Origin of the sequence: Pseudomonas sp. NPDC088885, assembly GCF_044750025.1 — a bacterium.
In the GTDB taxonomy this organism is placed as follows: domain Bacteria; phylum Pseudomonadota; class Gammaproteobacteria; order Pseudomonadales; family Pseudomonadaceae; genus Aquipseudomonas; species Aquipseudomonas rustica.
In genome coordinates this window covers 1-3,888 of record NZ_JBIVJB010000186.1, presented here as the reverse complement: position 1 = coordinate 3,888, position 3,888 = coordinate 1, and the positions used below count along the sequence as shown (strand labels likewise).

The window sequence follows — 3,888 nt, the reverse complement described above, 5'->3', positions numbered from 1 at the left end:
CACTAAAGTCTCGGTCATCATCGTCATGCGGCCACCCCTTCTTCGTCCCCTGTCAGGCTCTTGTAATGCTCGGCGAAGAACTCCCGAACATTGGCGCATTGTGTTTCCGTACCATCCAAACGATTGAAGTGGGCGCGAAACTCCTTGGCGCCCGGCAAGGTTGCGAGATACCAGCCCACATGCTTGCGCGCAATGCGCACGCCCATCACATCCCCATAGAAAGCGTGAAGTGCGGCCAGATGCTCTAGCAGTATGTGTTCCACTTCGATCAACTGCGGCGCCGGCAATTTCTCGCCCGTGCGCAGGTAATGATCGATCTCGCGAAAAATCCATGGCCGCCCTTGGGCGGCGCGGCCTACCAACAGGCCATCGGCTCCGGTCGCGTCGAGCACGTAACGGGCCTTCTCCGGCGAATCGATATCGCCATTGGCAAACACCGGAATCGACACGGCCTGCTTGATCGCGGCAATCGTGTCGTATTCGGCTTCACCTTTGTACAGATCGGCGCGAGTGCGGCCATGCACTGCCAGCGCGGTGATCCCGGCCTGCTCGGCGATCTTCGCCACGGTCAGACCGTTCTTGTTGTCGCGATCCCAACCGGTGCGGATCTTCAGGGTGACCGGCACATCAACCGCAGCCACAACGGCCTGCAGGATCTCGGTCACCAGTGCTTCATCTTTCAACAACGCGGAACCGGCGGCCTTGTTGCAGACCTTCTTTGCCGGGCAACCCATGTTGATATCAATAATCTGTGCGCCCAGCTCAACGTTGGCCCGGGCTGCATCCGCCAGCATCTGCGCGTCGCCACCGGCAATCTGTACCGAGCGTGGCTCGGGATCGCCTTCGTGGATCATGCGCATGCGCGACTTGCGGGTGTTCCACAAGCTCATGTCGCTGGTGACCATTTCCGAGACTACAAGCCCTGCGCCCAAACGCTTGCACAGCTGACGAAAGGGCTGATCGGTGACACCCGCCATCGGGGCGAGAATCAAGCCGTTCTGCAATATGTATGGGCCGATGCGTACCGCCGACATAGGACTTCCCTGAAGTGGGGCCGGATCATGAGAGTTCGAAAAAGGGTTGGCATGATACCCGCTCTCGATGACTGGATAAAGGCTGAATTGAACAAAATCTGAACAGTTATTCTGTTATTGCCAGCGGTTTGGTTGCCCGCCGCTCAGTCAGAAAACTGCCGTCAATCGAGAAACGGTGAAGCGATTCACTCGGGCGAGTGAAAACTCAGGCTGTAATTCACCGCTTTCGGGCCTGGATCGAGAATATCCAGCGCAATGTGGATCGGCGTCTGTGGTGGCATTTCCGCCAAGCCTTCGAGATCGCCGCTCAGGTATTCGCCGGGTTTGAACCGACGACTGGCAATCAAGTGACCGTTGAGGTCGGCGAAACGCAGTTCCAGCAGCGGAAACGGCTGCGAGAACGTCGCGCGGTTATAGATGATCGCGTCGACCACCAAGGCACCGCTGAACTCCGGATGGCTGCGCACCACCAGATTGCTGCTTTTGATTCGGGCGATGTCGACTTTCGACGGCACGGTGCAGCCGATCTGCGGGCAGATCTCCTGGAACCATGGTCGGTATTGATCCTGCCGCGCCAGTTCGTCGAAATGGTAAGCAACGTACTGCGCGCCGAGACCGCCCGCCGCCAGCAGCACCAACAACAGCCAAAGCATGCGCCGGCCCCACGGCGAGCGGCGCTTCTGCCAGTCGAGTTGCAGCGGGTCGTCGGTCAGATCCTGCAGGACTTCGGCGCGCACGCCGGGGTCTGCGCGGTCACGCTTTTTGCGCAACGGGGTGATCGTTGGCAGGTCGTCGTCTTCGCTGTCATCGCTGGCGGAAAAACGTTCGCGACGGGCGTTCGGATCGATCGGGTCGTGCAGGCGTAATTGCGGGATGGCCGGCTCGTCGTCGAGATCCACCGGTTCCAGCGACAACGAAGGCTCGGTGCGCGCGGATTTCACCGGCTCGATGTCGACAACTTCTGGCTCGTGTTCTTCGTGCTCTTCGTGTTCGGCGGCGTGCTCATCGGCGCGTTCGCTGAACAGAGTATCGCGCCAAACCGTTTCATCCGGCTCAGGGCTGTCGCGGCGAGCACTCAGGGAATCTTCGCGTTGACGACCGAATTCGGTGGTCGGCTGGATTTCCCGTTGTTCGAGGCGGGCGAGTTCTTCGTCCAGATCGAGGCTGTCGAGGTCAAGCTCGGACGCGCTCCACTGTTTTTGGCTGATGGCGCGCGGTGCGGGCGGCTCGATGATGGGCGGCGGCTCGATAACGGGCGCGGCCTCGACAATCGGCGCAGGCTCGACAATCGATGGCGCGACCGGCGTCACCGCGTCCTTGCCGGCGTGTTGTTCCAGCAGCTGTTTGGCCGCGTTGAACACTTGCAGGCAGGAGCCGCAGCGAACCACCCCGCGGGCCACGCTCAATTGAGCATGGCTGACACGGAAACTGGTTTGGCAATGCGGGCACTGGGTGACGAAGCTGTCGGTCATGCGGCGATCCGGATTGTGCAGGCGGTCATATTAGCGCCGACGGCCGGTGATGCGCACCCAGCCATCGCGATTGGCGATCGGGTCGAGGTCGAAATCCTGCGCGTAAGCGGCGGCGACTTCATCACCTTGCTCGGCAAGAATGCCCGACAACGCCAGACGGCCACCGGATTTCACCAGGCTGGACAGTTGCGGCGCCAGCGAAACCAGCGGGCCGGCGAGAATGTTGGCGACCAGCACATCGGCTTGCACCTGCGGCAGATCTTCCGGCAGGTACAGCGGGAACAGTTCATCAGCGATGTTGTTGCGCCCGGCGTTGTCGCGCGATGCTTCCAGCGCCTGCACGTCGATGTCGGTGCCGACCGCTTCTTTCGCGCCGAGCAACAGGGCGGCGATGGCCAGAATCCCCGAACCGCAACCGAAATCGAGCACGTTGCAGTCTTTCAGATCCTGACCGTCGAGCCATTCCAGGCACAGCGCGGTGGTCGGGTGGGTGCCGGTGCCGAAAGCCAGGCCCGGATCGAGCAGCAGATTGACCGCGTCAGGCTCCGGCGCGGCGTGCCAGCTCGGCACAATCCACAGACGCTGACCGAAACGCATCGGCTCAAAACCGTCCATCCAGCTGCGTTCCCAATCCTGATCTTCGATGACTTCGCTGTGATGCTCGGGCAGCGGGCTGCCGGTCAGCAGTTCGAGATGGGCCAGAACCGGTACCGGTTCCGTGCCGCCCTCAAACAGCGCCAGCAGATGCGTGTGTGCCCACAGCGGGGTGGTATTGAGTTCCGGTTCGAAGATCGGCTGATCTTCAGCGTCCATGAAGGTCACCGACACGGCGCCCACTTCAAGGAAAGCGTCTTCGTAGGTTTCGGCTTGTTCCGGGCTGATGGCGAGACGTACTTGCAGCCAAGGCATGGCGGGCACCTTTGAAAAATATTGATTGCAGCCTAGCGGCCGGCGAGAAGCGCGCAAGTTTACGCGAGCGCGTTAGGTTTGTGGGAGATGCATTGCACCCTGTGGGAGCGAGCCTGCTCGCGAAAGCGGAGTGTCAGTTAATGCATATGGATCTGATACACCGCTTTCGCGAGCAGGCTCGCTCCCACAAGGGGGGTATGAGTAATGATCTGAAACAACAAAGCCGCCCGAAGGCGGCTTTGTCTGGTGCGGGCTGAAGCTTAGTGCTTCTCGCCAGCCAGCTTGTGCTCGAGGTAGTGAATGTTCACACCGCCCTTGCAGAAGCCTTCATCACGAACCAGATCACGGTGCAGCGGGATGTTGGTCTTGATCCCGTCAACCACGATTTCGTCCAGGGCATTGCGCATGCGGGCCATGGCTTCGTCGCGGGTCGCGCCGTAAGTGATCAGCTTGCCGATCAGCGAGTCGTAGTT

General features: G+C 60.6%; 3 protein-coding genes and 1 pseudogene. All 4 read right to left on the bottom strand.

What is annotated here, in order from left to right; genetic code table 11:
* Positions 1–23: 23 nt before the first annotated feature.
* Entirely contained in the window at positions 24–1,034 is a 1,011-nt protein-coding gene (dusB, locus tag ACIP1X_RS28095; protein ID WP_053116903.1) for a tRNA dihydrouridine synthase DusB, read from the bottom strand.
* 185 nt (positions 1,035–1,219) lie between these two features.
* On the bottom strand, positions 1,220–2,506 hold the full coding sequence (locus tag ACIP1X_RS28090) for a DUF3426 domain-containing protein (protein WP_053116904.1): 1,287 nt from the start codon (positions 2,504–2,506) through the stop codon (positions 1,220–1,222).
* Between the two features lie 30 nt (positions 2,507–2,536).
* The gene (gene prmA, locus ACIP1X_RS28085) at positions 2,537–3,415 is read right to left on the bottom strand and encodes a 50S ribosomal protein L11 methyltransferase (protein WP_400755899.1); all 879 of its coding nucleotides are present in this window, start codon (positions 3,413–3,415) and stop codon (positions 2,537–2,539) included.
* Positions 3,416–3,675: 260 nt separating this feature from the next.
* Positions 3,676–3,888: pseudogene (locus ACIP1X_RS28080) on the bottom strand (acetyl-CoA carboxylase biotin carboxylase subunit); the annotation flags it as partial.

Excerpts from the sequence above, each read along its gene's own strand:
- dusB (WP_053116903.1), bottom strand. The coding sequence starts at position 1,034 with ATGTCGGCGGTACGCATCGGCCCATACATATTGCAGAACGGCTTGATT.
- ACIP1X_RS28090 (WP_053116904.1), bottom strand. The coding sequence starts at position 2,506 with ATGACCGACAGCTTCGTCACCCAGTGCCCGCATTGCCAAACCAGTTTC.
- prmA (WP_400755899.1), bottom strand. The coding sequence starts at position 3,415 with ATGCCTTGGCTGCAAGTACGTCTCGCCATCAGCCCGGAACAAGCCGAA.